Raw genomic sequence first — 22,494 nt, 5'->3', positions numbered from 1 at the left:
GGAATAAGGAATTCTGAATATCAGGCCCCTGCCGTGACTCCATTACCTGCCGTGACAGTGCTTGTACTTTTTACCGGAACCACAGGGACAAGGATCGTTTCGTCCGACCTTCTCCTCCACAACTACCGGCTGACGCTTGGCTTTTTCACCACGTCCCGCCGATGCAGCAGCCCGCTGTGCATCCCCTTCACCGTCACCTCCGCCAAAACGAAGTCCCATGTTTTCGGCGGAATCATGCTGGGTCTTGAGTTTGTCGAGGTCCACCTTGGCACGGGCCGGCTGTTTGGCCTGTTGCAGCTGATTCGGATCGCTGGCCACTTCCGGAACCGCACGCCAGACAAGCGAAATGACATCACTGTTGATATCCTCAAGCAACTGTGAGAACATGTTGAATGCCTCACGTTTGTACTCCAGCAGTGGATCCTTCTGACCGAACGCCCGCAAGCCGATTCCTTCCTTGACCGTATCCAGCTCGCGGAGATGCTCCATCCATTTTTCGTCGATGACCGACAGAACCGCCGAGCGCTCCAGCGCCCGGACGACCTCGCGGCCTTCGTTCTGAACTGCATCTTCTACATTGACCACAACCCGCATGCGCTTGACGCCGTCGGTAAACATGATCTGCACGCTGGTCGGCTTGTTTTCATTCTGATTCTCATGTACCTGCTTTATTACCCGGTAGAACGGAGTGGTCAGGCGCTCTTCCTTTTGCTGATAGGTTTTGACTGCTTCTTCAAAAATCAGGTCAATTACGCCGTCTTCCCGCAAACTCGACCATCTCTCACGATCCACCTCCACATCCACAGCAAGCTGGCGGAGTATGCGCTCACGGATACCATCGTAGTCACCTTCTTTATACAGCTCATTTACAATGGCCGTGATCATATCTTCAAGCATGTTGAGCAGCATGCTGCTTAATCCGTCACCAAGCAGCGCCTTTCGGCGGTAGCCGTATATCACATTCCGCTGATTGTTCAGAACATCATCATACTCAAGCTGACGCTTACGAATGCTGAAGTTGTTCTGCTCAACTTTCTTCTGCGCGCGCTCCAGTGATTTGGACACCCACGGATGCTGAATCACCTCGCCGTCTTCGAATTTCAGGCGGTCCATCACATTGGCCACCCGTTCGGACCCGAACAGGCGCATCAGATCATCTTCAAGGGAGACATAGAACTGCGACTCACCCGGATCCCCCTGACGGCCGGCGCGTCCCCGCAGCTGAAGGTCAATCCGGCGGGATTCATGACGCTCGGTACCGAGTATCGCCAGTCCGCCCAGTTCACGAACGCCTTCTCCGAGCTTGATGTCGGTACCGCGTCCGGCCATATTGGTTGCGATGGTGACAGAGCCTTTCTGTCCGGCTTCTTTTACAATTTCACTCTCGCTTTTGTGCTGTTTCGCGTTAAGTACGTTGTGCCGGATACCCGACCGCTTAAGCATGCGGCTTAGCATCTCGGAAACTTCGACACTGGTTGTACCCACCAGTACAGGCTGCCCCTTGTCATTATACTCCCGGATCTTGTCAACCGCGGCATTGTAACGCTCACGCTTGGTCCGGAAGACCAGATCCTCCCTGTCAATACGCTGTACCGGCACATTGGTCGGAATCTCAACCACTTCCAGGTCGTAAATCTCTGCAAACTCGCCCTCTTCGGTTGATGCCGTACCCGTCATGCCCGCCAGTTTGTGATACATCCGGAAATAGTTCTGCAAGGTAATGGTGGCATAGGTCTGTGTGGCCGCTTCAACCTTGACATTTTCTTTTGCCTCGATGGCCTGATGGAGTCCGTCAGAATACCGGCGCCCCGGCAGCACCCGTCCGGTGTGTTCGTCGACAATCTGCACTTTTCCTTCGGTGACGATGTATTCATCATCCCGTTCAAAAAGTGTGTATGCCTTTAAAAGCTGGTTGACGGAGTGGATGCGCTCGCTGCGCTCGGAAAACAGCCGGTACAACCCGGACATACGGTCCGACCGCTCCTTCTTGATCTCCTCTTTCACCTTTTCGATCTGCTGCTGCTTGTAATCATCACTGAATCCGGCGTTGTTCTCAATCTCCTGAATCTGTTCCCGCTCTTTGTTTTCCAGTTCCTCCTCAATAACCGAAGTTTCGGTTCCCATATCGGGAATGACAAAGAACTCGGGGTCTTCGTTGGAAGGGGTGATCAGCTCGCGGCCCATCTCGGTCAGCTCGATGGTATTCTGCTTCATGTCCACAGCGTAATACATCGCCTCGTCGACAATGTGCATATTCTTGCCCTGATCCTGCAGATACAGATACTCGGTCTGCTGCGTGAGCTTCTGCAGGGTCGGATCCTGCATCATTTTCTGAAACTTTTTGCTTTTGGGAAAGCCGCGGCGCGCGCGGAAAAGTGCCAGTCCGGCCTTTTGCTCATCCCCGGCAGCATACGCTTCCTCTGCTTCATGAAGGAATTTGGCGATCAGCTTTTTCTGTGCTTCGACCAGCTTCTCCACCCTCGGCTTGAGTTCGGTGAATTTCTGATTCTGATTGTCCTGCTGCGGAACCGGGCCTGAGATAATCAGCGGTGTACGCGCTTCATCGATCAGTACCGAGTCAACCTCATCAACGATAGTATAGTGGTGTCCGCGCTGTACGAGCTGATCCTTGTTGATCACCATATTGTCACGCAGATAGTCGAAACCGAACTCACTGTTGGTTCCGTAGGTGACATCCGCCCGGTAGGCATTGCGGCGCGCTTCGGTGTTGGGTTGATAGCGGTCGACACAATCCACATGAATTCCGTGGAAGTTGAAAATAGGTTCGTTCCACTCACAGTCACGCTCGGCGAGGTAGGAGTTTACCGTTACGATATGCACACCGCGTCCTGTCAGCGCATTGAGATAAGTCGGGAAAATGGCAACCAGGGTCTTTCCCTCACCCGTTTTCATCTCGGAGATGTTGCCCTGGTGCAGCACAACGGCACCGATAAGCTGAACATCGTACGGAACCATGTTCCACTCGGTTTCATTACCGGCCACTTTCCAGCTTTTGCCCACAAATCGCCGGCAGGTCTCTTTCAGCACGGCAAACGCCTCCGGAAGAATGTCATCAAGCACTTCATCGGTAATTTCCAGCCACTCTTTGTCCAGCTCCTCAAGCTCGGTCTCCAGTTCATTTCGCCGGTCGATGTCGTCGGATTCGGCGTTGTGAATCTGCTCCAGCTCAGATTTGAGCTCGTTGATTTTCTGCTGGGTGGCCGCTGTCGCCCCCTGGATTTCCTGTTTGAACTCTTCGGTTTTCCCCTTCAGTTCGTCATCGGTGAGCTGCTTCAGCTCGTCTTCATACGATTTTATCTCATCTACAATGGGCTGGATTTTCTTGATATCCCGCTCACTTTTGGAGCCCATTATTTTGGAAATACCGGCAAAAATTTTGTCAATCATAGCAGCCTTCTGGCTTGTTTTTTAAAATTTGATGCAATCTTTAAAAGTACGGCTAATTACAGGTTCATTCAACTTGCTGTTTCAGCCTTCTTGTTTCGCTTCTCCTCTCCAACGAACAAACATTAAAAATAGCCTGTAAATCGTTGTTCAATTTTAAATGAAAAAATGGTATTTTTTGTGTCTTTGTTAAATTCAAAAACGAATTCACTTTCATAGAATTCCAAACATCGAAACAACATGCCAAAACGAACATATCAACCCAGTCGGCGCAGCCGAAGCAACAAGCATGGTTTCCGCTCCCGGATGGAATCAGCCAACGGGCGCAATGTATTGAAACGACGCCGCGCCAAAGGTCGGAAGCGACTGACCGTGAGTGATGAAGGGTTCCGCAAATAATATCCGGCGGAATTACACTTTACCCCGCTCAAGGATCCTGCGAGGACGTGAAAACATTCAGCGCCTCTTTCGGAAAGGCAGGGTCCTGCGCGAAAAACACATTGATCTGCGTTATCTCATTCTACCCGGTCAGCCGGGCATCTGCCTGATGGGGTTCATCGTCGGAAAACGACTCGGAAAAGCACACGAACGCAACGCCACCAAACGCCGTATGAGGGAATCTTACCGGCATAACCAGCACCTTGTCAGTGAACTGACGGAATCCGGAACCTCCGGTATCCACGGGATCTTTATTGCAAAAAAAGCAGGCATCCCGTATCAGGAAATGGAACAGCAGTGCCGGTCATTGCTCATGCGGGTCCGCGAAGCCCGGGAAAAAGACGAAGCCCGGGAAAAAGACGGAGCATCATGAAACACTTTTTCATATACCTCATTCGCGGATACCAGTTATTCATTTCCCCATATTTCCCGACCAGCTGCCGGTATTATCCGACATGCAGCCACTATGCCATTCAGGCCTTCCGCGTTCATGGCGTACTGAAAGGCCTGGCGCTGACAGTCTGGCGAATTCTCAGATGCAACCCCTGGACTGCCGGCGGAGAAGACCTGGTGCCCGGCACACGCTCCCACAGCTGCAGTCATGCCACAGACGGGAGTCATGACAAACATGAGCAGCACGAACACCAGTCCGGTACCGGAAACCACGGCCTGGTGATTAAAAAAAGTAAACGACACCACTATCGAAACCGGCATCACCCTCACCGGCTGCGTAACCGGCCGGCTGCCGTTTCGGAGAAAACGATGTCACCTGTTATTTCCAACGACTTTTAAACCGTACCATTTTGGATCGTAATACCGTAATCGGATTTCTTCTCATATTCGGGCTGATGCTTGCCTGGATGTATGTCACCATGCCCTCAGAGGAAGAGCTGGAACGCCAGCGCCAGGAGCGCCAGGCCCGCGACACTATTCCCGAGCAGGAGCCCGAAGAACCGCGTTTTGAAGAGGACCTGGCTGAAACGGATCCCGATGTGGAGCCTGTTGAAACCCGCTCACTGGGCGTATTCGGCCACGAAACAGTATCTGACACGATTGATACCTGGATAGAAACACCAAAATTCCGTGCACGCTTCACCAACCTCGGCGGCGGCCCTGCCAGTTTGGAACTGAAACAGCACAAACGCTGGGACGGCGGACCGGTCCAGCTGATGTCCGACACTACCCGTTCGGCTTATTCCCTGGAGTTCCTCTCCACAGAGAACTACAACATCGAGACCGATGAACTGCTATTCCGTCCGGTATCGACGGAGCCCGTCATCACACTCGATAAAGGTGAAACCACTACCGTTCAGTACGAACTGGAACTGGAAGACGGCAGCCGGATGATCTACACCTATACCATTGATGCCGACTCATATCAGATCCACCTGAATGTCGGATTCGAAGGTGTGGAACACTACATCAGCGGCCGCAGCTTCGAACTGGCCTGGAAACCCGCCATACCACCCACTGAGCGGGATATCGCATCCGAAGCTCAGTACACATCGGCCTACAGCTATGCCGGCGGAGTCCTGGAGGAATTCCAGCCTTCCGATGAGGGATATTCTGAGAGTATCATAACGGGAGATGTATCCTGGGTTGCCAGCAAATCCAAGTTTTTCACCCAGATTATGAAAGCTCAGGAGAACACCGATGGTGCCATACTCTCCGCTGAGCTCGCCATCGACCCGGATAACGGGGAGATGATTCACGACTACAATACGGCGATCCGCACCCGTCTTTCCGATGCCTCATCGTACAATTACCAGATGTTCCTGGGACCTCTGGACTATTACCAGCTGCGGGATTTCGATGGCACAGCGTATGACATGGTGGATACCGGATTCGGATTCATGCGGTGGTTTTCCGATCCGTTTGTCAAATACATCATCCTGCCATTTTTTGCATTTGTCGGCGGATTTACCGGCAATATGGGTGTGACGATCATTCTGTTTGCCATCCTCATTAAAATTGTACTGTATCCGCTTACCAAGAAGAGTTTTGAGAGCATGGCCGCCATGCGGGAGCTTCAGCCCGAGATGGAAGCGATCAAGGAGAAGTACAAGGATGACCCGCAGAAACAGCAGCAGGCCACGATGAAGCTGTTCAAAACCGCCAAGGTTAATCCTCTGGGAAGCTGTTTGCCGAACCTGCTCCAGATACCTGTCCTGATCACCTTCTGGCGCTTTTTCCAGAACGCCATTGAAGTCCGGCAGGAACGCTTTCTGTGGGCCGAAGATCTCTCCGCACCGGATATTCTGTTCAATCTGCCCTTTACGATTCCGCTTATGGGCGATCATATTGCCGGATTCGTATTGCTGATGACCGCCTCAATGGTCATTCAGATGCGGGTTTCCGGACAGGGCAATACGGCCCCCAATCCGGCACTGAAAATGATGCAATATGTGCTTCCGGTCATGCTTCTTTTCATATTCAACCGGCTTTCGTCCGGACTGAGTCTCTACTATCTGGTTTATAACGCCCTGTCCATCGTTCAGCAGCTAATGATCAACAAGAAAATCGATCACGTGAAGATGATGGAAAGTGTGGACAAGAAGAAGGCCAAGCAGTTGCGCAAGGAACAGCTGCTCGAAAACAAAAAGAAGAAAAAAGCCCAGGCCGAAGAAAAAGAAGCATAACAACAGGACTGCACCATTTTTTTTGCAGTGCTTGTCGCCCTGCATGCTTTCTTGTTACGTAAAAAATGTTATTTTGGAAAAGCCTCCAGGCATCACCAAGTATCACTTTCAGGCACTTCCCCATGCATTTTTTACCTCATTTTCTGGCACTGCTTCTTTTTGCATTTTTCTCATTTGGCAACAGCGCGTATTATGGCTCTGAAACCGAAAGCTACAGGCACGGCAAACACGACGGGCCTGAGTTCAATATTATCGTTCCCGGTGATGATACTACCCGTGTTGCACAGAGCCGCCAGCGAATTGCCGCCAATACCAGTCCCGGCAATCGCGCTTATATTGACGGCAAAGAGGTAAAGGTTCATAAATCCGGCGCGTTTGTGGGACTTGCCGATGTCCCCGTTGGCGAAAGCAAGACGAAGATCAAAGTAATTGATGAAGAGGGTGTGACCCGCACCAAAAAGCGCCATTTCATCCGGCCGGAACCGCCTGAAACCACACCGGCATCACCGCTCAGAATTGATGATGCCATGATGCTGCCATCTCAGACGCTTGTTCTCGGCAAAGACGAAACCATCGAAATGCAGTTCAAGGGAAGCGAAGGGCAGCGCGCCTATTTCAGTATCGACGGTATTGAAGAAGACGTGGAAATGAAAGAACAGCACCCTTCGAGAACGGGCGGGCTGCGGGGTGTTTATCGCGGCAGCTACACAACACGGCCGGATGACATTGTCCGCGATCAAAAAGTCACCTTCACTCTCGAAAACGACCAGGGAGAAAAGGTGACGGCCACTTCCCCCGTTACGGTATCCATCACACCGGATGATTTCCCGCGAGTTGCGGAAGTCACTGCCCGCAGGGCATTTCTCAACTCCGGATCCGGAACCGACCGGCTGGGCGGCGCCCGTCTTGGTTTCCTGGAAAAAGGTGTCAGGCTCGAAATTGTCGCCATAGAAGGCAGTTTGTACCGCGTCCGGCTTTCTGATCAGATGGAAGCCTACATTCCGATGCGCTTTACAGAGATTCTGCCCGAAAACACACCCCTGCCACGGTCACTGACCGGTTCTGCAACTGTCAGCGGCAATGACCGGGCCGACATGATCACATTTTCACTGGGGCAGCGTCTGCCGTACGTAGCCAACATGCGCACCGATCCGAACATAATCGAAGTAGACATTTTCGGGGCCGACTCCAATACCAACTGGATCACGCATCACAAAAGCGCCATGGGCATTGAGAGTGTGGAATGGGAGCAGATCGGCAGCAATCACTTCCGGTTGCGTATCCACCTGAAGCACGACTCCCACTGGGGCTATCACATCGGGTATGGAGTGGGCTCCAGTCTTCGCATCCAGGTGCGGCGTCCGCCTGAAATTGCAACCAGAGAACAACCACTGGATGGGGTTCATATCGCTCTTGATGCCGGACACGGAGGCAGCAATCGCGGTGCGCTTGGCGCCACCGGCATTGAGGAGAAAGAGGTGGTGATGGATATCACGCAGAAATTGAAAAAGCTGCTTGAAAAAGAGGGAGCTGAAATCTTCATGACGCGCGAGCGCGATGTGAATATTCCGATGATACAGCGAAGTGAAATGCTGATCGCATCCGATGCCGATGTGCTGGTCAGTATACATGCCAATTCCATAGGCGGTGCAACCAATCCTGACGCCGTCAAGGGTACCAGCTCATACTACCGCTATCATGCGTTCCAGCCGCTGGCCTCCAAAGTGCATAACCGGATGCTTGAACTGCCGCTCAGGGATTTCGGCCTGATTGGCAGCTTCAACTTCACACTGAATGCACTTACCGAAATGCCGAATGTACTTGTCGAAACCGCCTTCATCTCCAACCCCGAGGATGAAATGATGCTGATGGATCCGGACTATCAGCAAAAAATGGCTGAGAAGATTACGGAAGGCCTGCGGGATTATTACCGCAAATATGCTGCTGAAAACTCCGGCACCGACACCACCAGGCATGCTATGAGATAAGGCCTGCCTTTCAGGTTAATTCCTGCTGCAGATTGATGACGTGGCACCCCGGTCAACTTGCTGGTCCTTTCAGACTTACTCTGACTCCGCTTTTCCCGTATCCTGACCTGTTTTCTTGAATCGTGCAAGCCGGCCGGTAAAATATTCACGTTCGGTCTCTTCTCTGGTTTTCACTTTGCCGAGCAGATATCCGTACGGCCGCAGCGAATCAACCTCATCAAAGATTTCCTTCAGCATGGCCAGCGCCGGAATGAACAGGATCATGCCGGCCAGTCCCCATATCTGTCCGCCGATGAATATGGCCAGCAGGGTGACCAGCGGATTGAGACTTACCCGCTGTCCTACGATCATTGGTGTAAACAGGTTGCTTTCGAACAGCTGGATGACATAAAATGTTGCAAGAACCGCCACGGGGTACCAGAGGGAATCCATGGTCAGAAGGGAGTAGATGATCGGAAGAATCGAACCGATAATCGGACCCAGGAACGGAATGACATTGAGGATGGCGGCAAATACTCCGAAAAACATGGCGTGATCCACACCGATAATAAGCAATGCCACACTGTTCAGAACCGCCAGTATACAAATAACCAGAAACATGCCGGTAATATAGTTCTGAATCACACTGCGAACCTTGTTCATCACCTTCTCAACTTTTTTGCCCTGCTCTCCCCGGCCGGAAAGCGCCATCAGGAAGAAATCCCTTAAAAAATCCCGGTACATCAAAAGCAGAAATACATAGATGGGAATCAGGAAAAACATGGTCAGCGTTGTGGCAGCCGTCATAACCCCGCGGGTGAGCGGCTCTACGTTGTCACGCAGGAAGGATATGATGGCCTCTTCAGCCGACTCGAGCTGAGCATCAGGCTCCACATCCAGGTAGGCGTTGATAAAGCCGGAAAACTGATCAAACAGCTCGTTGATCCGGTCTTCAATCATGCCAATGTCCTGGGCAAAATTGACAATCTGATTGTAAAAGAAAAAAATGACACCGGCCAGAAATGAGATGCCGATCAGAACACTCAGCAGTGATGAAAAAATGCGATGGATCCTGTAGCGTTCGAGAAACGATGAAAGCGGTGTAAGCAGAACGGAAAAAAAGACGGCAAACAGAAAGGGAACCAGAATGGAGCTGGCCGTAATCAGGAAAAATACAAAAAGGGTCAGCCCCCCAAGAACAATCGTTCCTTTTACATACCAGGGTAGTGTCGTCTGATTTGCCAAATTAGTCTCCTGTTGATGTCTGCTATTGCATCCGCACAATGACTGAACTGTGCCGGCGAGGTGCCGGCCACGAAATTTGTGCCGGTTGAAAAATAATCAGACTGACGCTCACAAACCAACGATTAGTACATGCTATTCCATTTTAAACCGGCTCCCGGCGCATGCTCTTCTCAAGACCGCTCCCAAACCGCATTCTGCCGGTTTATGTCGGGCAGATCCCGCCCGGAGTCGATCTCGACCCGGCGGACATCCCGCTCTGGTATGACTAATTCCTCGCTGCGGCTGCCTTTTAGCCAGACATCCACCGGAATGGTGTAGGTGGCCTTGTTGTCTCCGTCATACGTTACTGTGAGATAAACCGGCATGGGCACATCGCCCTTATCCCGAATCACAATGCGCGTTCCCTCACCGGTTTCTTCAACCTCCGCAACCGACTGATCCAGCACCCAGGTCTCGTAGTACCAGCTGTACCAGAACCAGCCGAGATCTTTGCCGCTTACACGTTCGAATGTCCGGAAAAAATCCCAGGGATAGGCCTGCCTGAAAGCCCATTCGCTGATAAACTCACGATAGGCCTTCCAGAACATATCCTCACCGAGCACCTTTTGCAAGGCGACCAGGACGGCCGAGGGTTTTCGGTACGATGCAATGATGAACTGCTGGGTCGAGTAGTGATAATCGGATCTTCGCATCATCGGCCCTTCATTTCCGGATCGCGCCGCCCTCGTGTAGGCATTGCGGGACTGGTTGTGCGGACGCCGCTCGGGCAGAAAATCCATCACCGCCTCAGCTGTGCTGAATACGGTATTCCCCTCATCAAGCCAGCTGTAACGCCGTTCATCGGTACTGACAATCAGCGGAATCCACATGTGAGCCAGTTCGTGTGCCGTGACCGAATAAAGTGCTTCGGCTCCGCGGTCGTTGTAATCGCCCATGATGGTCATCATCGGGTACTCCATTCCGCCGCCGATGATTCCGCTTCCCTCAATCGCTGTCATGTGAGGCCAGGGATAGGGGAGACCCGTCATATCGGACAGAAATGTTATGGCATGCTGCTGATATTCGGTGACATCCTCCCACAAGGGTGCTTCATCACGCCAAAACGTGTTGATCAGTGTGTAATCAGTCTCTCCGTCGCCTGTCCGGTCGCCGACGGCCGTTCTTGCAGCCTCCCAGTTGGATTCAAGTGTGGCGCTGAAGGCGACATCGCGGACATTTTCCGCCCTGTAATGCCAGGTAAGCAGGGTGTCGGTTCCTGCAGCTCCCGCATCCCCGGATGACGCAGCCCGTACCGTCGCCGGCTGATCGCTGCCAGCCGTGAAAATCCGCATGGGCTCATCTTGCTTGCGGGCATCCTCCCACCGGCTTGCCAGTTCCGGATCAAGCACATCCGTGGGGTTCTGCAACTCCCCGGTAGCCATGATGATCCAGTCCTCAGGCGCCCTTATTCTCAGATCATAGTCCGCAAAGCCATGGTAGAATTCAGCCTGGCCCAGATAGGGATCCGGGTGCCATCCGACCACATCATCGTAAACCGTCATGTGCGGATACCAGTAGCCGAGATAGAACAAATTATCTCCGCTGTGCCCCATGCGTCCGCCCGCTCCCTGCCGGGGGATGGTGAAATCGTAGCTGATTTCAAGCTCAACGGAAGTATCGGCCTTAACGGGTTCTTCGGGACGAATTACCATACGCGTGCCCTGAATGCTGTACCGGGCAGACCGGCCGCTTTCATCGGTGAGCGTGTCGCCGTTCACGATCACATCATGCAGACTGACGCCGCCGGTAACTTCGGCGGGACGGTTTCTGCGCACTCCGGGCTGGTTCAGATTCTGAACGAGCTCCAGATGGAGATGACGCAGTTCGTCCGGGGAATGGTTGTGATAGGTGATTCTTGCTGTTCCGCCAAGGGTTTTGCTGTCCGGGTCCAGCGTAATGTCGATATCATATTCTGTAAACTGCTGCCAGTAATCATCACCGGGACGGCCGTCCGCTGTACGGATTCCTTCATCGACAGCGCGCAGGTAGCCTTCCGGCGGTTTTGCTTCGCGCGGCAACGGGCGCTCCGGCATCACATATACCGTATCGGGGGTATCCTTATCCATGCGGTTCATTGCTTCCGGTGTTTTATCAGCTGAATCACCCTGCCCGGACGGCTCTTCGTGGATATTTCCGGATGCTGTTTCCGCTCCGGAGCTGTCCTCTGATGACTCAAGGGATCCGCCCGGAGCGCAGGCCGGCAGCAACAGGCCGGCTGAAAAGATTATGCTGATTAAAAGAACGGTTGGTGCGGTGCGTAATTCGGCAGGGAACATGATACAAATTGAGATTGGAAAAATTTGGAATTGGTGGTCTGTGTGGCAGAACAGGGTTTATGTCGTTTTACGGTATTGGCTCACAGGGGGTAATAGCAAGCTATTCGCTTTCGTAAAGCTGTTCCGCCGGTGTCTCAGCCAGCTCAACCAGAAATGAGGCGAGATTCCGGGCCGCTGCTGCAATAAACTTTTCGCCTTTTTCAGCTGTGGCCTTTTCGGGGTTGCCGACACCCGTATCGTCGGTGATCTCGCTCCAGGTTCTCGGCGCCCAGACCCAGCCTTCTTTCATAGCCTTCAGCCGGAACTTCCGCTCATGGCCGTCACCTGCTTCCGAAAGCGGCCTCACAATATCCGGCCGCAAATACATCATGGCACTGGTTTCGAATTCACCTGCATGATCTCCGGGCTCATCAAAAAACGTGTTCCAGTCTGCTGCCCGATACCAGTCTGCCGTACACAAAAACAGCTCCAGATCTGTTTGCAACTCCCTGATCATCTGGCGAAAGTTGTTGGCACCGTGTCCGTTCAGAACAAGCAGCTTGCGGATGCCCTGCCCGTCCAGTGACCGCGCGATGTCACCGAGGACCGCCTCCTGTGTGGATGGATTCATGTTCACGGCAAAAGGCAGATCAAGCATTCCGGTCTGCACGCCATAGGGAACGGCGGGGAGGACAGCCACCCTTGCCCCCTTTTCCCAGGCCAGGCGCCCGGCTTCAGCGGCAACAAATTCGCACTCCATGTTATCGGTTGCATAAGGCAGATGATAATTATGAGGTTCAGTAGCCCCCCAGGGCAGTACCGCCACCTCATAATCGGTATCCATAACAGTTTTCCAGTTGGTCTCGGCTATAAGCCAGGGTTTTTCATTCATACGTCTTCTTATCTGGTTTAGGATGCAGCCCCTGCTTCTCAGCGCAGGGTTACAGGTCGGTTATGCATCATTTCCGATTACCTGAACAACAACATGCCTGTCCCTGGGACGATTGTCATGATCCAGAAGCACAATCTGCTGCCACGTCCCAAGAATGCAGCGGCCGTCACGAATGGGGACTGTGATGCCCGGTCCCATAAACGTGGATCGGATATGCGAAAACCCGTTGTCATCGCCCCACGTTTCCGAGTGATGGGAACGCATGTTCTCGGAGGCAAAGTCTTCCAGCTTCTCCCTGATGTCCTTCACCAGTGCCGGTTCAAACTCCATGGTAGAAATTGAGGCCGTTGACCCTACGGCAAATACATGACAAAACCCCTCTTTGACACCGGAGTCCCGGACGGCCTTGTCTACCTTGCCCGAAAGATCGTGAATATCTGAAAAACCTTTAGTTTTCAAATGGATATCGCTCGTGGATATGATCATGCTTTTCCTGTTTGTAGTCCCATTTGCGGTTACAGATCATAATAATAGGCTGAATTTCTGTAAGTTGAAAACGTATGAAGCCGGACCGGCACCGGCTTGATAATTAAAGTGAAGGCAATCAGCCGGCCAAAGGTCGGGTTGTACAACCTATTCGATGCGGCCTGTGACTACCGGTTCTGTACATTTTTTTGTAACTTATTGCCCAATAAAATTTTAAAGGGACTGTAAAACAGCAACTTAACTTCGGTAAGATGAGCAACTCTTTTGAGTCACAGATCCAATCCTTCATGGATGATGTAGAAAAAAAGAATCCAAATGAATCGGAATTTCTCCAGTCGGTAAGGGAAGTCGCCGAAATTGTGATCCCATTCATTGAAGAAAATCCAAAATACAAGGGATCCAATATCCTGCACCGTATGGTTGAACCCGAAAGGGTAATCATGTTTCGCGTCCCCTGGGTTGATACTGACGGACGGATTCAGGTCAACCGCGGCTACCGGGTTCAGTTCAGTTCCTCCATCGGCCCGTATAAAGGGGGGTTGCGGTTTCATCCCACCGTCAACCTGAGCGTGCTCAAGTTTCTCGGCTTTGAACAAATTTTTAAAAATGCACTGACCACCCTTCCGCTTGGCGGTGCTAAAGGAGGTTCGGATTTTGATCCGAAGGAAAAAACCAACGGCGAGGTCATGCGGTTTTGCCAAAGTTTCATGACTGAGCTCCACCGGCATATCAGCAAGTACACCGACATTCCTGCAGGGGACATCGGGGTCGGCAAACGGGAAATCGGCTATCTTTTCGGACAGTACAAACGGCTGGAGAATGAATTCACCGGAGTGCTTACAGGCAAGGACCTCAACTGGGGCGGGTCACTCATCCGTCCGGAAGCAACCGGCTACGGCACGGTATATTTTCTCATTGAGATGCTGAATACGGCAAATGACAGTTTCAAGGACAAGCGGGTTGCCATTTCCGGTTCCGGCAATGTCGCCCAGTATGCCGCTGAAAAAATCCTGGAACTGGAAGGGAAGGTTGTAACCGTCTCGGATTCATCCGGCTATATCTACGCCTCTGACGGCCTGACAAAAGACCATCTCGCATTTATGATGGAGCTGAAAAATGAAGCCAGAGGACGTGTGAGTGAAATGGCAGATAAGTTTGAAGAGCTCACTTTTTACGAAGGGGAAGCCAGCTGGAATGCGCCCTGCGACATTGATGTCGCCATCCCATGTGCCACGCAAAACGAACTCACCGAAGAGGATGCAAAAAAGCTGATTGAAAAGGGGGTGACGTATGTTGGCGAGGGAGCCAATATGCCCTGCACAACCGAAGCGGTGTATCAGTTTCAGGATCACAAGGTGTTGTTTGCTCCGGGCAAAGCCGCCAACGCCGGCGGGGTTGCGGCATCAGGACTTGAAATGGCACAAAACGCGCTGCGACTCAGCTGGGAGCGTGAAAAGGTTGAGGAAAAGCTGCTGTACATCATGAAAAACATACACAGCCAGTGCGTCAGATACGGCAAAACCGAAAGCGGCGAAGTGGACTATGTCAAAGGCGCCAATATCGCCGGCTTCGTCAAAGTTGCCGATGCCATGCTGGACCAGGGAGCGGTATAAACCCTGCTGCAGAGAAGGTCTCGATGGATCAACAGAGGCGGCGGCCTGACGGAAAAGAACAGTCATACCGCCGGCATTGCCGGAAGACGACGCATCAATTGCTGATCATTTCCCAGAACGCCGGATCCTCATCCCCGAAAACCCACATATTGAGCATGCGTATTCCACGATCCCTGGCAAGATCAAGCCTGGCTTCGAGACTGCGCGGATCATTATCCACAAAGAACCATTCCAGCGTACCGCCCCGCTCGATATATCCGAAAAGCACTTTTTGCCGGTCATCCCAGGTCAGAGGCATGCCGTCGTACTGATCCATCAGTGATTCGACCTCATCAAGTGAAAGGGAGCGGCTCCAGGAGCGGGCGTTGATGTGATAGCGATCCGGATCGGCTGCCGTATGATAGTGGTACGAGCGCATGTTCAGGCCCATGCTCAGCTTCTCAGCCGGAATATATTCCAGCATGTAGTCCATGACTTCGGTCAGCCAGGGCAGCCCCTGGGACGGGCCGGGCGTGGTACGCCGGGTATGCTGGGCATAAGACATGACTTTGACAAAATCGCTGATCTCACCCAGTGCTTTCAGATCATATCCGCCCCGCCAGTCCTCCATCATCCAGCGGGTATATGAGTTTACACCTCCGGTCTTTTCGAAACGATGGACTACGGCAATACTGATTTTATAGCCTTCGGCATGGAGCGCTTCGGCTGTTTTGCGATAAAAATCGGTCAGCGCATCCCGGTCGTCAATATGGACCGCCTCAAGGTCGATCTGGATACCGTATAAATCATACTTTCGGCACAATTCCAGCATGGAGGCAATGGCCCGGTCAACCGCCTGCGGATCATTCAGCATTTCGTTGACCCAGGCCTGTGAAAACAATCCGGCCGAGGCATCCAGATTCTTGACCTGCGGCATTACCTTCAGATTATGTTCCCGTGCCAGATCCATCAGCCTGGGATCCGGTTCGCCGTGAATCACTCCGCGATTGTCAATGATAAACGGTTCCGGCGCCACCAGATCAACCTTGTCGACATGCTTTTTCAGGACCTCGAATGCCATCGGCCGGTAGGCAAACTGAAATTCAAACTCCTGAGCCTTTGCATTGCCTGCTGTGATAGCTGTGATCATAAGAAGCACAAAAATTCCCCGTAACGGTACCATGTTCCTCCTCCATATTGAATGATTTTTACGCCATGTTTTTGAACTGATGTAATGCACGTTTGTGAAACTGCAAAACCTCTTTATGGCGGGGCCCCGCGACGATGTCACCGGTCGGTTCTTGTTACCCAGATCAGATAGCCGTCCGACACATAGCGTAAATCCCCGTTTTTCTGCTGAGCTACTGCAAATGAAAGCGCCCTTCGCTCTGCGGAGTGGTGCGTTTCCAGATAATCTGTAATGTCGAAATGCAGGACTCCGTTTTTGGATGTCAAATAAGAGGCTGCGCTGAAAATACTGTAGTGGTGGCCGGCACCATCCGGACTCGTAGCCTGAATGTAGAGTGAATCAGGATCAAGTCCATCCGGATTGTCAAAATGGACGACGGATTGACGTGATCCGTTTTCCTCCTGCATGGTGAGCGACCGTGCACCCGCAAAAGCGCCCTGCAGATAATCGTAATAAAACTGGCTGTCAGTACCGCTGGCAATCAGTATCCTTGGGATGAGAGTTGATTTGCCGTCCCAGTACCCCGGATTGACAGTGTATTGCAGCGGATACTGCGGCAGCATAGCCCTCCTGACTGCCGGTGTATAGTGTCCGTACGGATAGGCGATGGAGTGCAGGTCATCACCGCTGACGCCCGGAATGGTTTGCAGGATATCTGGTACGGTATCAAGTGATGCTACGATTTCCGGTCCGGATACAGGCATGCTTTTATGCCGGTGGCCGTGGGCAGCAATCAGGTGGCCGCGCCCGGCAAGTTCGGTAAGCTGCCCGGATGTCATGTGCGGATAATCCGGATCATCAATGAGTGACGGGATTACGAAAAAAATGCCCCGCATGTCAAACTTTTCAAGCAGTGCAGCGGCACGGAACTGGCTTCGGTGTCCGTCATCAAAGGTGATAACTACTTTAGGGCTGCTTGCATCTGACTCCGATGTACCGTCAGGTATGTAGCTGCGGTAGCCATTATCACTGAGAAACCGGAGCTTTTCCTCAAAATTGCTGTAGGATTCTGCCAGCGTGCCGGGTGTGCCTTCAAATGACTCCGGATAAAAGGTGTGATAGCACAAAACGGGAATATTCCGGGGCGATTCCTTCAGAGTCCCGTTTGAAAAGGATCCGATCAATAAAACCGCAAGGGCAGGCATGATTATGTACGATTTCATAACAAATAAAGTGCTGAAAGAAACGATTTAAGTCAACCGGGGGTTTGGGCTTTTGCTGACAAACCTGAATACCTGTAAAACAGAGACTTATGACACCACTTACTGCAACACTCCTCGGCTTACTGATTCTCCTGATTATCCTTCCGCTTGGCTGGATCCGCGATTACCGTGTAAATCGTAAAGAACTCGTGGAAACGCCGACCGATTACGACGGTATGGGAACCTACTGCCGGTATATAAGGCGGTAACAGCCCGGTTAACCATTATCAGCTTCCGGTCATTGGATCCGGCTGAAACCTGCTGTTACCAACTGTAATTTGCTAATAATTCATGAGAACTTCGCTCTGAGTCATTATCTTGCTGTCCGGAACAGGATTTAAAACGAGCGGAGATTTCTCATGTATTTCAGCACAACCGATGACAGCATCGACCTGCAAAAAGTGCAGGACGATATCTCTTACCTGCATACCTGCTTTATTGATGTGCTCCGGGATCTGGGGGAACACCAGGTAATTCGCCAGCTTGAAGGAGATCATGAAGCCGAAGCTGACCCGGATAAGGTCAGCAAGGCATTTTCGCTGTACTTTCAGCTGACCACCATAGTGGAGGAAAATGCCGCCGCCCAGCTTCGCAGAAAACTGGAAGACCAGCACGGAACGCAACGCATATCCGGCTTGTGGGGCCGCATTTTTCAGGATCTCAAAAAGAAAAACAGGTCCGGCAAAGAGATCGCATCCGAGCTTTCCCGTATCCGCATCGAACCCGTCCTCACCGCCCATCCTACCGAATCCAAACGTTCGACGGTAATTGACCAGCTCCGGGCCATTTATCTGCTCATGGTCAAGCGGGAGAACCAGGTCTGGACCGAAAACGAGAAAAAGCGGATTGCCGAAGATATCAAAGTGGCCCTGAGCCGTCTCTGGAAAACCGGCCAGGTGTTTTTGCAAAAGCCCTCTATACATGATGAACTCCGCAACGTTCTTCATTATCTGAAAAACGTATTTCCCAAAGTTCTTCCGCTGCTTGATCAGCGGCTGCGCGAGGCTTGGGTACATGCAGGCTTCGACCCCTCACTTATTGACAAGCGCGAACAACTTCCCAGAGTTTCCTTTGGAAACTGGGTCGGCGGCGACCGGGACGGGCACCCCTACGTGACCGACAAAGTTACCGAGCATACCCTCCGGCGCCTCCGTACGGAAGCACTGCATCAGGTCAGAGATGATCTGGTCGGTCTCTCAAGGAAAATCAGCATCTCATCTCACGAAGTTTCTGTCCCCGGTTTTTTCGGTGAGCATCTGAACTATTTGCAAAACGTCACCGGTGAAGCCGGCAAAAGCGCCATGAACCGCAATCCGGATGAACCCTGGCGGCAATTTGTGAATCTGATGCAGCTCCGGGTGCCACTGGATGATTCCGGAAATCCGCTGACATCCACCGAAGATGACCGCTACTATTCCCGCACGGAGGAGCTCCAGCAGGATCTTAAGATTCTGGCTGACTCTCTTACAGAGATCAAGGCTTATCGTATCGCAAGGGCTGATGTAGAACCTGTAGCCAGAAAAGCAGCTGCTTTTGGTTTTCACATGGCCTCGCTTGATATCCGGCAGAACAGCAAGTTTCACGACAAAGCGCTGTCGCAGCTTATGCAGGCCGCCGGTATAGTGGATGCCGAAAACTTTGAACACTGGCCCGAAGAACGCCGTTTGGCTTTTCTCAATGAGGAACTGAAAACCGCCCGCCCTTTTGTCCGGCACCGCAAAGGGCTGGGTGATGAGGCTGATGCGGTACTGGCCAGCTATCGCATACTTTACCGCCACGTACGCCGGTACGGAACTCGGGGAATCGGTTCGTTGATTGTGAGCATGACTCGCAGCTTGTCCGACCTGCTGGTGGTCTATGTTCTTGCAAGGGAGGCCGGACTGATGGTTTCCGGGAAGGACGGCCTCGCCAGCCTTTTTTCTGTAGTTCCCCTTCTGGAAACAATCGAAGATCTCGAAAAAGGGCCGCAGATTCTGGACGATTTCCTGAGTCATCCGGTCACTCGCCGCAGCCTGAACGTACAAAAAGAGTTGTCTGACGGCCGGCCCGTCACCCATCAGATGCTCGTATCTGATGAAGTTTGCGGCACGGCAGCTTCATCCGCACAATCCGGGCAAAACGACCTCTACCAGCAGGTTATGATCGGATACAGTGACAGCAACAAGGACGGCGGAATTCTGGCCAGCTTATGGAGTCTCAGTATCGCTCAGCGGAAGCTCAGTGAGATTGGAGACCGGCATGGCATCCGGATACGCTTCTTCCACGGACGCGGCGGCACCATCAGCCGCGGCGCCGGTCCGACTCACCGTTTCATCGCCGGACTCCCTTCGCATACCATCCGCGGCGACATGCGGCTGACCGAACAGGGTGAGGTGATATCACAGAAATATGCCAACCGGCTGACGGCCCTGTACAACCTGGAACTTCTTCAGGCCGGAACCGCAGGACTGACGCTCGGGGCGTTCGACACCGGTGATACCGATCACGATGCATCCGGCCCGGCTGACAGAAAATGGTCCACGCGCGAACAATATGACAAACTCGAGCCCATCGTCTCGCGGCTTTATGATTACAGCCTTGACAGCTATCAGGGACTGGTGCGGTCAGACGGATTCGTTTCTTTCTTTTCCCAGGCGACGCCCATCGACATTATTGAGTCGAGCAGTATCGGGTCGCGTCCGGCACGGCGGACCGGAAAGCGCAGTTTTGAAGATCTGCGCGCCATTCCATGGGTATTCAGCTGGAGTCAGTCCCGTTTCTTCCTGACCGGATGGTACGGTGTCGGAAGCGCCCTTGAGCAGCTGCAAACGGAAGATCCCGCATCTTTCGATATCCTTCGCGAGCATGCCGTCCACTTCATGCCATTCCGGTACATCATCACCAACGCTTCCTCGGCCATTGCCCTGTCCGACACGGAGATCATGAAATGGTACTCGGAGCTCATGGATGACCAGGCCGTTGCTGGTCGTTTTTTTGAGACCATCACCGAAGAATTCCACCGCACAAAACAGATGCTTGAGCTGTTGTACGGTCATGAACTGCACGAACGCCGGCCGCGTATGTACACCATGATCGGATTCCGCAACGAGCGACTCAAACCATTGCATCGTCTGCAGATACGCCAGCTTCAAACCTGGCGCAATCTGAAACGGGACGGAAAGGAGAAGGAGGCAGATGCGATGCTTCCGGACATGCTGCTGGTACTCAATGCCATCGCCGGAGGGCTTGGAACAACCGGTTAAGCACAACCCGGCGACAAAAACTGCTGTTTTACAAAAAAACGCTGTTTTATCATTGACAGGAACGGTTTATTCGGATAAGTTACCTGATATACACAGAAGACAATCTCTCATTTCTTCTCTTTACCATCATGGCTTTCCGAATACCCCCGATGCCTGTCATCCTTGCCGTAACTGCCGGCCTGCTCTTTCAATGCTCCGGAAAACCCATAGAATCGGATGATGCCGGAGAAACCGGGGTGCCGGACCTTGCCGAATCGCAGGAATTCAGCATCGAAGAGCTGGACAAGTTCGCAGGTACATATGCATCGGTGGATGATCTTCCGGACGTCTCTGTCTTCCGGGACGAAGAGCGCCTTTTTGCCCGCTTTGCCGGAGCGTCAGTGAAACCTCTTTATGCTGTAAGTGAAAATAAGTTTGAAAACAGCACTCTCGATGCCCGTTTTCGTTTTGAGGAGTTCCGCAACGACCTCGCCCAGAATTTATACTATCAGCCCGGCGAGGAGGACGCTTACCTTTTCCGGCGCATGATCGAAGCCGATGTCGCCATCGACCCGGAAATCATCTTCATGGAGACCGAAGACCTGGATGAGTACACCGGAACCTATGAAATGCCCGGCGGACTGAAGCTGACCATCAGCCGGGACAATGACTCGTTAACGGCCGGCATAAGCGGCCAGGACGATATGAAAATCCGACCGAGAGAACGTGACGTGTTTTTCTACCGGGAGGTTGATGCAGAGCTGCATTTTCACAGGGATTCCGACGGCAAAGTCAATGCAGCCACACTGCATCAGGACGGACAGCAACTGAAATTTCTGAAAAAGTGACTTCTTCTCTGGTATCGCTATCAGAGTTTTGCAAACGCCATTCCGCAAGCGGAGGCAGCCTCCATAGCCTTGTACTGGCAGGTTGGATGATGCTGATTGTACTGCTTTCTTCAACCGCACCGGCATCAACCGGCTATACCGATTATGGGCTTCCCGATGAGTGCAAGCCTTTCGAAGATACATTTGAAAAAATTCGCGAAAACCTGCAGAACGGCTATTGGATTGACGCAGAAATGGAAGTTTACCGGGTCCGGGCCAAAGCACCGGATTGCCGGCTGGTTCCTTTCTATCTCGGGAAAATCCACTATTACCGGCATCAGGACCGGAAGGCACTATACTACTTCAACCGGCTGGCAGAACAGTACCCGGACATGCAAAAGGTCTATCATTACCGCGGTCTGATTTTTTATCAGAAGGGCCTGGTAATGGTTGCCCTGGAAGAGTTTCACAAGGTGATGGATCTGCACAGGACCATCGGTTCCGGATATTTCATCCGATACATCCTGCCCCTGCTTGAAAAGGACGGAGAACTTGACCCTAGTCATATCGACACCCTGCTTGATGCGGTCACCCTTGATACAGCCCGGGAGCTGACACGCGGTTTTCTGGCCTATTTTCAGGATGATTATGAAAGCGCCCTTGTTCATTTCCGCGCCGCCGTTAATCACAACCGCCGTCACGCTGCCGCATGGATGTATGCCGGCCGGTGTCATGAAATGCTCCGGCAGCCGGTCAGGGCCCGGAATGCCTACAACCAGGCTATCGCGATTGACGATTCCTATGCCAGTGCATGGCTCTACCGCGGCCTGATCAAACTCGACCAGGGTAACTGGTATGGTGGCTGCCGGGACCTGCGCACCGCAAGTTCGCTTGAGAACCACGCAGCGGATCTGGCTATTCGGAACTACTGCAACCGGCGCCCATTCTGATGCCGCTCTCCCGCACCCGGTGCAGTTCACATCAACCATTAATCACATTCTGCAGCAGGTAACAGGTGTGATTGCAATAAAAAGTGTAAAAAAATGTGAACTTTTTGTATTTTTTTAGGTTATACAGTCATCATTAAGATGAACTTA

16 protein-coding genes and 1 pseudogene are annotated in these 22,494 nt (G+C 52.3%); 10 read left to right on the top strand and 7 right to left on the bottom strand.

The genetic code is table 11. The annotated features are described in order from the left end of the window. Nucleotides 1–42: 42 nt before the first annotated feature. Entirely contained in the window at nt 43–3,408 is a 3,366-nt protein-coding gene (gene secA / locus NATSA_RS03905) for a preprotein translocase subunit SecA (protein ID WP_210510575.1), read from the bottom strand. A gap of 237 nt (nt 3,409–3,645) precedes the next feature. Here secA and rpmH point away from each other — a divergent pair, with 237 nt between their 5' ends. The 5 genes and pseudogenes from rpmH (at nt 3,646) to NATSA_RS03880 (ending at nt 8,470) form a co-directional block, all read left to right on the top strand. Next, entirely contained in the window at nt 3,646–3,804 is a 159-nt protein-coding gene (gene rpmH / locus NATSA_RS03900) for a 50S ribosomal protein L34 (RefSeq protein WP_210510573.1), read from the top strand. Next, complete coding sequence (gene rnpA, locus NATSA_RS03895) at nt 3,785–4,216, top strand: ribonuclease P protein component (RefSeq protein WP_210510571.1); 432 nt, start codon at nt 3,785–3,787, stop codon at nt 4,214–4,216. The genes rpmH and rnpA overlap by 20 nt, the downstream gene beginning before the upstream one ends. Beyond that, nucleotides 4,213–4,425: pseudogene (yidD, locus tag NATSA_RS15660) on the top strand (membrane protein insertion efficiency factor YidD); the annotation flags it as partial. The gene rnpA and the pseudogene yidD, both read left to right, overlap by 4 nt. Before the next feature lie 221 nt (nt 4,426–4,646). Further along, complete coding sequence (gene yidC, locus NATSA_RS03885; RefSeq protein ID WP_210510568.1) at nt 4,647–6,482, top strand: membrane protein insertase YidC; 1,836 nt, start codon at nt 4,647–4,649, stop codon at nt 6,480–6,482. Nucleotides 6,483–6,604: 122 nt separating this feature from the next. Continuing rightward, complete coding sequence (locus tag NATSA_RS03880) at nt 6,605–8,470, top strand: N-acetylmuramoyl-L-alanine amidase (protein ID WP_210510566.1); 1,866 nt, start codon at nt 6,605–6,607, stop codon at nt 8,468–8,470. A 75-nt stretch (nt 8,471–8,545) separates the two neighbouring features. Here NATSA_RS03880 and NATSA_RS03875 read toward each other — a convergent pair whose 3' ends face one another. The 4 genes from NATSA_RS03875 to NATSA_RS03860 form a co-directional block, all read right to left on the bottom strand. After that, on the bottom strand, nt 8,546–9,694 hold the full coding sequence (locus NATSA_RS03875; protein ID WP_210510564.1) for an AI-2E family transporter: 1,149 nt from the start codon (nt 9,692–9,694) through the stop codon (nt 8,546–8,548). A 170-nt stretch (nt 9,695–9,864) separates the two neighbouring features. Beyond that, nucleotides 9,865–12,009: a M1 family metallopeptidase gene (locus NATSA_RS03870; protein WP_210510562.1), complete on the bottom strand. Its 2,145-nt coding sequence runs from the start codon at nt 12,007–12,009 to the stop codon at nt 9,865–9,867. Nucleotides 12,010–12,109: 100 nt separating this feature from the next. Next, entirely contained in the window at nt 12,110–12,880 is a 771-nt protein-coding gene (locus tag NATSA_RS03865; RefSeq protein ID WP_210510560.1) for a creatininase family protein, read from the bottom strand. 60 nt (nt 12,881–12,940) lie between these two features. Further along, nucleotides 12,941–13,366: a secondary thiamine-phosphate synthase enzyme YjbQ gene (locus NATSA_RS03860; RefSeq protein ID WP_210510558.1), complete on the bottom strand. Its 426-nt coding sequence runs from the start codon at nt 13,364–13,366 to the stop codon at nt 12,941–12,943. Nucleotides 13,367–13,617: 251 nt separating this feature from the next. Between NATSA_RS03860 and gdhA the strand changes: the two genes are divergently transcribed. Further along, entirely contained in the window at nt 13,618–14,979 is a 1,362-nt protein-coding gene (gene gdhA, locus NATSA_RS03855; RefSeq protein ID WP_210510556.1) for an NADP-specific glutamate dehydrogenase, read from the top strand. A 94-nt stretch (nt 14,980–15,073) separates the two neighbouring features. On the opposite strand, the gene NATSA_RS03850 is transcribed toward gdhA, so the two are convergent. Beyond that, nucleotides 15,074–16,141, bottom strand: coding sequence for a glycosyl hydrolase family 18 protein (locus NATSA_RS03850; protein ID WP_210510554.1), 1,068 nt, complete (start codon nt 16,139–16,141; stop codon nt 15,074–15,076). A 104-nt stretch (nt 16,142–16,245) separates the two neighbouring features. After that, nucleotides 16,246–17,310: a polysaccharide deacetylase family protein gene (locus tag NATSA_RS03845; RefSeq protein WP_210510553.1), complete on the bottom strand. Its 1,065-nt coding sequence runs from the start codon at nt 17,308–17,310 to the stop codon at nt 16,246–16,248. Nucleotides 17,311–17,399: 89 nt separating this feature from the next. Here NATSA_RS03845 and NATSA_RS03840 point away from each other — a divergent pair, with 89 nt between their 5' ends. From NATSA_RS03840 to NATSA_RS03825, 4 genes are all read left to right on the top strand, one after another. Beyond that, a complete protein-coding gene (locus NATSA_RS03840; RefSeq protein ID WP_210510552.1) occupies nt 17,400–17,558 on the top strand; it encodes a hypothetical protein in 159 nt (52 codons plus the stop codon). A 150-nt stretch (nt 17,559–17,708) separates the two neighbouring features. Continuing rightward, the gene (locus tag NATSA_RS03835) at nt 17,709–20,591 is read left to right on the top strand and encodes a phosphoenolpyruvate carboxylase (protein WP_210510551.1); all 2,883 of its coding nucleotides are present in this window, start codon (nt 17,709–17,711) and stop codon (nt 20,589–20,591) included. 128 nt (nt 20,592–20,719) lie between these two features. Next, nucleotides 20,720–21,418, top strand: coding sequence for a DUF3471 domain-containing protein (locus NATSA_RS03830; RefSeq protein ID WP_210510550.1), 699 nt, complete (start codon nt 20,720–20,722; stop codon nt 21,416–21,418). Continuing rightward, nucleotides 21,415–22,347: a tetratricopeptide repeat protein gene (locus NATSA_RS03825; protein ID WP_210510549.1), complete on the top strand. Its 933-nt coding sequence runs from the start codon at nt 21,415–21,417 to the stop codon at nt 22,345–22,347. Before NATSA_RS03830 ends, NATSA_RS03825 begins: the two co-directional genes overlap by 4 nt. Nucleotides 22,348–22,494: the final 147 nt, after the last annotated feature.

The sequence above is a fragment of the Natronogracilivirga saccharolytica genome, from assembly GCF_017921895.1.
Classification (GTDB): Bacteria; Bacteroidota; Rhodothermia; order Balneolales; family Natronogracilivirgulaceae; genus Natronogracilivirga; species Natronogracilivirga saccharolytica.
This window is presented reverse-complemented; position numbering and strand designations above follow the sequence as displayed.

Excerpts from the sequence above, each read along its gene's own strand:
- NATSA_RS03830 (WP_210510550.1), top strand. The coding sequence starts at position 20,720 with ATGGCTTTCCGAATACCCCCGATGCCTGTCATCCTTGCCGTAACTGCC.
- NATSA_RS03845 (WP_210510553.1), bottom strand. The coding sequence starts at position 17,310 with ATGAAATCGTACATAATCATGCCTGCCCTTGCGGTTTTATTGATCGGA.
- NATSA_RS03880 (WP_210510566.1), top strand. The coding sequence starts at position 6,605 with ATGCATTTTTTACCTCATTTTCTGGCACTGCTTCTTTTTGCATTTTTC.
- rpmH (WP_210510573.1), top strand. The coding sequence starts at position 3,646 with ATGCCAAAACGAACATATCAACCCAGTCGGCGCAGCCGAAGCAACAAG.
- gdhA (WP_210510556.1), top strand. The coding sequence starts at position 13,618 with ATGAGCAACTCTTTTGAGTCACAGATCCAATCCTTCATGGATGATGTA.
- NATSA_RS03865 (WP_210510560.1), bottom strand. The coding sequence starts at position 12,880 with ATGAATGAAAAACCCTGGCTTATAGCCGAGACCAACTGGAAAACTGTT.
- NATSA_RS03860 (WP_210510558.1), bottom strand. The coding sequence starts at position 13,366 with ATGATCATATCCACGAGCGATATCCATTTGAAAACTAAAGGTTTTTCA.
- NATSA_RS03870 (WP_210510562.1), bottom strand. The coding sequence starts at position 12,009 with ATGTTCCCTGCCGAATTACGCACCGCACCAACCGTTCTTTTAATCAGC.
- NATSA_RS03850 (WP_210510554.1), bottom strand. The coding sequence starts at position 16,141 with ATGGTACCGTTACGGGGAATTTTTGTGCTTCTTATGATCACAGCTATC.
- NATSA_RS03835 (WP_210510551.1), top strand. The coding sequence starts at position 17,709 with ATGTATTTCAGCACAACCGATGACAGCATCGACCTGCAAAAAGTGCAG.
- NATSA_RS03840 (WP_210510552.1), top strand. The coding sequence starts at position 17,400 with ATGACACCACTTACTGCAACACTCCTCGGCTTACTGATTCTCCTGATT.
- rnpA (WP_210510571.1), top strand. The coding sequence starts at position 3,785 with ATGAAGGGTTCCGCAAATAATATCCGGCGGAATTACACTTTACCCCGC.
- secA (WP_210510575.1), bottom strand. The coding sequence starts at position 3,408 with ATGATTGACAAAATTTTTGCCGGTATTTCCAAAATAATGGGCTCCAAA.